Genomic DNA, 5,421 nt, shown 5'->3' on the forward strand with positions numbered 1-5,421 from the left:
CCCGCCCGACCCGCGCGCGCAACCCGCCCAATCGCCGCCGCGACCCGTCCAGCCGCCGCCGCTCCAACGAGACGAGCGTTCCGCGCACCTGCCTCTCGGGCGATGTGCGCGGAACGCTCTTCTCGTTGGGGCGGGACCGGACCGGTGGGGCGGCCCGACCGGGGGCTACTTCTCCAGGGCGTTGACCACCGTGAGCTCACCGTCGGAGTGCGAGACGCGGATGCGCTTCTTGTCGAGCTTGCCGACGGAGGTCTTGGGGATCTCGTCGACGAACGCGAACTTCTCCGGCACCTGCCACTTGGCCATCCTGGACTCGAGGTGCGCGCGCAGGTCCTCGACGTCGGGGTCGGCCACGCCCTCCTTGACCACGATCGTGGCCAGCGGGCGCTCGTCCCACTTGGGGTCGGGGATCCCGATCACGGCCGCCTCGGCCACGGCTGGGTGCTCGAGGAGGTAGTTCTCCACCTCCACGGAGGAGATCCACTCGCCGCCGGACTTGATGATGTCCTTGGCACGGTCGGTGAGCTGCAGGAACGCCTCGGGGCGGACGTAGCCGACGTCGCCGGTGCGCAGCCAGCCGTCGTCGAACGAGTCGGAGTTCTCCACCTTGTAGTAGCTGCCCGTGATCCAGGGGCCGCGCACCTGGAGCTCACCCACGGACTCGCCGTCCCAGGGCATTTCCTGGCCGGCGTCGTCGACGATCCGGGCCTTGACCCCCGCGATGAACCGGCCCTGCGTGGTGCGCAGGTCGAACTGCTTCTCCTCCGGCAGGTCCGCCTTCGGCCGCGACAGCGTGCCGATGGGCGAGGTCTCCGTCATGCCCCACGCGTGGATGATGTTGATCCCGTAGTTCTCCTTGAACTTGCGGATCAGCGCGGGCGGGCAGGAGCTGCCGCCCACGACCACGGCACGGAAGCTCGACATGTCGATCGGGTGATCGACGCTGTACGCGTCCACGGCCTGCCAGATCGTGGGGACGGCGGCGGCCAGGGTCGGCCGCTCGGAGGCGATCATCGCGGCCAGCGGCTCGGGCTGCAGGAAGCGCTCGGGCATGAGCAGTGAGGCACCCACCAGGAACGCCGCGTACGGCAGCCCCCACGACATCGCGTGGAACATGGGGACGATCGCCAGCACGTTGTCGTCGAGCGAGATGTCCATCCCGTCCGACATGCACACCTGCATCGAGTGGAGGTAGATCGACCGGTGCGAGTAGACGACGCCCTTCGGATCGCCCGTGGTGCCCGAGGTGTAACACATCGCGGCGCCGGAGTTCTCGTCGACCTCGGGCCACTCGAACTCGGTGGGCTGGGCCGCCAGAAGCGCCTCGTAGTCGTGCACCTGCACGCCCTCCGGGGCCTCGAGGTTCGCCGCACCGCCGCCGGTGACGATCACGTGCTCGACGGTCGAGAACCGCGGCAGCAGGGGCTGCAGGAGCGGGATCAGGCTCGGGTCGACGATGACGACCTTGTCCTCGGCGTGGTTGGCCACGAACTCGAGCTGGTCCGGGAACAGCCGGATGTTCAGGGGGTGGAGCACCGCGCCCATCGACGGGATGGCCAGGTAGGCCTCCATGTGCTCCGAGTTGTTCCACTGGAACGTCGCGACGCGCTGGTCTGCGTCGATCCCGAGCGAACGCAGCCCGTGGGCGAGCTGGGCCGCCCGCTTCCCGAGTTCGCCGAACGTGACTTTCCGCGGGCCCTGATCGGTCCAGGTGGTGACGACCGCGTCCGAGTGGACGGTCGCGCCGAACGTCAGGATGGTACTGATGTTCAGCTGTTCCGGCTGCATGGTGCTGCGCATGCGAGGGGCTCCTCACTCAGGGGGGTGTCGGGGGTCACTTCTGGATACGACCCTACCTGCCGTCGAGGGCGTCGAAGATCTCCTGGACCGTCTTCATGGCCGAGAGGGCCGCCGGCGCCCCGCAGTACCCCGAGGCGTGGATCACGGCCTCGGTGATCTCCTCGCGGGTGAGGCCGTTGGTCAGGCCGCCGCGCACGTGACCGGCCAACTCGGCGTTCGCCCGCAACGCCACGAGCATGCCGATGTTCAACAGGCTGCGGTCGCGGCGCCCGAGTCCCGGACGGTCCCAGATATTCCCCCACACGTTCTCGGTGACCACGTACTGGAGGGCCTCGGAGGCGGTCCCCTCGGCCCGGCCCATCGCGCGGTCCACGAAGGCGTCGCCCATCACCCCGCGCCGGGTCGCGAAACCCCGCGACCGGAGTTCCGCGGCCGAAGGCCCCTCGCCTGAACCGTTCGTCGTCGTCATCTCGTGGTCCTTCCTGTCGGTGGGTGTCGGAGGGTGGTCACGGCCCATCCTGCCGTCGACCCGGGGGTCGGCTACCCTCGGAGGGTCCGGCTCCCCCGCCGGACACCCGTGGTGCCCGGCGGAAGTCGGTGTGAATCCGACGATGCCCGCGCAACTGTGATCCCGCCCCGAGCGGGCGCGCCGGGTCGGCCGGTACCGCGGCACCGTACGAACTGACCTCGCACGAAGGACGGTTGCGTGCCGCGGCGTCCGCGTCGCTGCCGAGCTGCTTTCGTCCTGGCGATCCCCGGAGGATGTCATGCACCTGTCTCGAGCCCGGACCACGCCCCGAGCCCGCTCCCGGTTCGCCGCCGTCCTCACCGCAGTCGCGCTGATCGCCTCAGCCTGCTCCGGGGCGGACGACCCGGAGGCAGACCAGACCGGCGGCGCCGCCGCCTCCGGCGAGCCGCAGGCGATCATCTCGCTCAGCCCCACCACCACCGAGATGCTCTACGCCGTGGGTGCCGGCGACCGGGTGGTCGCGGTGGACGAACGCTCGAACTATCCCGCCGATGCGCCGGTCACCGACCTGTCGGGCTACACCCCGAACCTCGAGGCGATCCTCGGGTACCAGCCGGACCTGGTCGTGGCCACGGACGACACCGGCGACATCGTCTCCGGTCTCGAGAGGTCCGGGGTCGAGGTCCTGCTGCTCCCCGCCGCACGGACCCTGGACGACACCTACACCCAGATCGAACAGGTCGGCGCGGCCACCGGCACGGTCGGCGAGGCCGCCGAGCTGGTCTCGCGGATGCGGGGCGAGATCGACGAGATCGTGGCCTCGGTCCCCCGGCGTGAGACCCCGCTGACCTACTTCCACGAGCTCGACGACACCTACTACACCGTCACCGACGACACGTACATCGGCGAGGTGTACTCCCTGTTGGGGCTGACCTCCATCGCGACCGGCGAGGACGCCTACCCGCAGCTGTCCGAGGAACTGATCCTCGAGGCGGACCCCGACCTGGTGATGCTCGCCGACGGGCAGTGCTGCGGGATCACCCCGGAGGTCGTGGCCGAGCGTCCCGGCTGGGGCGAGCTCGCCGCGGTCAGGCAGGACCGCGTCTTCGTGGTCGACGAGGACCTGGCCAGCCGGTGGGGCCCGCGCGTGGTGGACTTCATGCGTGAGGTGGCCGGGATCATCTCCACACTGACTGTGAACGAATCACAGCCCGAGAGGGAACCTGCCTCGTGACCCGTGCGTCGCCCCGCCACGCCCTGGTGTTGGGCGGAGCGACAGTGCTCTTCCTCGTGGCGCTGGTGGCGGGCACGCTGGTCGGTCCCGCCGACCTCACCCCGCGGGGAGTCCTGCTCGAGCTGGTCGGGCGACTGCCGTTCGTGCACGTCGACTCGGGGTTCTCGCCTCGCCAGCAGGTGATCCTGTGGGAGATCCGGATCCCGCGGGTCGTGCTCGGCGGGATCGTCGGCGCGATGTTGGCGATCGCCGGCGCGACCTATCAGGGCGTGTTCCGCAACCCGCTCGCCGACCCCTATCTCCTGGGTGTCTCCAGCGGCGCCGGGCTCGGCGCGACGCTGGCGATCGTCGTGGGCGGGGCCATGGGTTCGGCGATGGTGCCCCCGGCGGCGTTCGTCGGCGGCATGATCGCGGTGATGGCCACCTACACCCTCGGCCGCAGTGTCGGTGGCGGTCGGACCGAGGTCGTGATTATCCTCGCGGGAGTCGCGGTCGCCGCGTTCGCGAGCGCCATCCAGACCTTCTTCATGCAGCGCAACGACGAGACCCTGAGGCAGGTGTACTCGTGGATGCTCGGCCGGCTCACGACCAGCGGCTGGTCCGAGGTGCTGACCGTGCTGCCGTACGTCCTGGTCTCGGTCGCGGTGATCGCCCTGTTCCGGCGCACCCTCGACGTGATGGCGGTGGGTGACGTCGAGGCCTCCACCCTCGGCATCGCCCCGGCCCGGGTGCGGCTGGTGCTCATCAGCGTCGCCACGCTGGGCACCGCCGCGGTCGTGTCCGTGAGCGGCCTGATCGGATTCGTCGGCATCGTGATCCCGCACGCCGTGCGGATGGTGATCGGCCCGGGCCACCGGTTACTCCTACCGCTGTCCCTACTGGTCGGCGCGAGTTTCCTCGTCCTGGCCGACATCGTGGCCCGCACCGCGGTGAGCCCGGCCGAGCTGCCGATCGGGGTCGTGACGGCGGCGATCGGGGCCCCGTTCTTCCTGTTCGTCCTGCGTCGGAGCCGGGGGCTCATATGACCTCCGCCCCGGACGCCGGCGAAGCCCTGTCCTGCCGCGGTCTCCATGTGGCCCGTGACGCCGTGCCCGTCCTGCACGGGATCGACCTGGTCGTGCCCACCGGGACCTGGATCTCCCTGGTCGGGCCGAACGGCTCGGGCAAGACCACGCTGCTCTACGCCATGGCCGGGCTCATCCCGTCCCGTGGGGAGGTCGAGGTCATGGGTCTGGCGCCACGGAGGGCCGGGCGACGGCGGGTCGCCCGGATGGTGGCGCTCATGCCACAGCGCCCGGTCGTGCCCGAGGGCGTGAGCGCACGGGAGCTGATCCGGCTGGGCCGCACACCCCACATCCCCCGCTTCGGCACCGAGTCGCCCCACGACCACGAGGTCGTCGAGGGAGTGATCGACAGACTCGCGCTGCACGACCTCGCCCCGCGCATCGCCACCACGCTGTCCGGGGGCGAGCTCCAGCGGGTGGTCCTGGGCCGGGCGCTGGCACAGGAGCCCCGGGTGTTGTTGTTGGACGAGCCGACGAGCGCCCTCGACATCGGGCACCAACAGCAGGTCCTCGAGCTGGTCGACTCGATGCGACGCGAGAGCGGACTCACCGTGGTGGCCGCCATGCACGACCTCACCTCCGCCGCGCACTACGGCGAACGCGTGGTCCTGCTCGACGAGGGCCGGATCGTCGCCGACGGCACCGGGGAGGACGTGCTCACCGTCGAACGGGTGGCCGAGGTGTACGACGCCCGCGTCGAGGTCCTCGACCGCCCCGACGGCCGCGCCGTCCTGCCGCTCCGGGAGCCGGGGGCCTGATGGAGGTCGTGCTGCTGGGCACGGGTGCCGCCGACGGGTGGCCCAACCCGTTCTGCCGCTGCGACTCCTGCCTCGACGCCCTGCGGCGCGGGGAGG

5 protein-coding genes and 1 pseudogene are annotated in these 5,421 nt (G+C 70.7%); 4 read left to right on the plus strand and 2 right to left on the minus strand.

Going from position 1 to position 5,421, the window contains the following annotated elements:
• Nucleotides 1-165: 165 nt before the first annotated feature.
• Both G6017_RS01310 and G6017_RS01315 read right to left on the minus strand, forming a co-directional pair.
• A complete protein-coding gene (locus G6017_RS01310) occupies nt 166-1,800 on the minus strand; it encodes a long-chain fatty acid--CoA ligase (protein WP_182610385.1) in 1,635 nt (544 codons plus the stop codon).
• Nucleotides 1,801-1,852: 52 nt separating this feature from the next.
• Complete coding sequence (locus G6017_RS01315) at nt 1,853-2,269, minus strand: carboxymuconolactone decarboxylase family protein (RefSeq protein ID WP_182615540.1); 417 nt, start codon at nt 2,267-2,269, stop codon at nt 1,853-1,855.
• A gap of 298 nt (nt 2,270-2,567) precedes the next feature.
• On the opposite strand from G6017_RS01315, the gene G6017_RS01320 reads away from it, so the two are divergent.
• The 4 genes and pseudogenes from G6017_RS01320 to G6017_RS16620 all read left to right on the plus strand — a co-directional run.
• A complete protein-coding gene (locus G6017_RS01320; RefSeq protein ID WP_182615542.1) occupies nt 2,568-3,503 on the plus strand; it encodes an ABC transporter substrate-binding protein in 936 nt (311 codons plus the stop codon).
• Entirely contained in the window at nt 3,500-4,528 is a 1,029-nt protein-coding gene (locus G6017_RS01325; protein WP_179523768.1) for a FecCD family ABC transporter permease, read from the plus strand. The genes G6017_RS01320 and G6017_RS01325 overlap by 4 nt, the downstream gene beginning before the upstream one ends.
• On the plus strand, nt 4,525-5,325 hold the full coding sequence (locus G6017_RS01330; protein WP_179523769.1) for an ABC transporter ATP-binding protein: 801 nt from the start codon (nt 4,525-4,527) through the stop codon (nt 5,323-5,325). Before G6017_RS01325 ends, G6017_RS01330 begins: the two co-directional genes overlap by 4 nt.
• A pseudogene (locus G6017_RS16620) lies at nt 5,325-5,421 on the plus strand (MBL fold metallo-hydrolase); the annotation flags it as partial. The gene G6017_RS01330 and the pseudogene G6017_RS16620, both read left to right, overlap by 1 nt.

The organism is Dietzia sp. B44 (assembly GCF_014145245.1).
In the GTDB taxonomy this organism is placed as follows: Bacteria; Actinomycetota; Actinomycetes; order Mycobacteriales; family Mycobacteriaceae; genus Dietzia; species Dietzia natronolimnaea.

Bases quoted from the DNA above. Each gene is read 5' to 3' on its own strand.
- G6017_RS01310 (WP_182610385.1), bottom strand. From the start codon at position 1,800: ATGCGCAGCACCATGCAGCCGGAACAGCTGAACATCAGTACCATCCTG.
- G6017_RS01315 (WP_182615540.1), bottom strand. From the start codon at position 2,269: ATGACGACGACGAACGGTTCAGGCGAGGGGCCTTCGGCCGCGGAACTC.
- G6017_RS01320 (WP_182615542.1), top strand. From the start codon at position 2,568: ATGCACCTGTCTCGAGCCCGGACCACGCCCCGAGCCCGCTCCCGGTTC.
- G6017_RS01330 (WP_179523769.1), top strand. From the start codon at position 4,525: ATGACCTCCGCCCCGGACGCCGGCGAAGCCCTGTCCTGCCGCGGTCTC.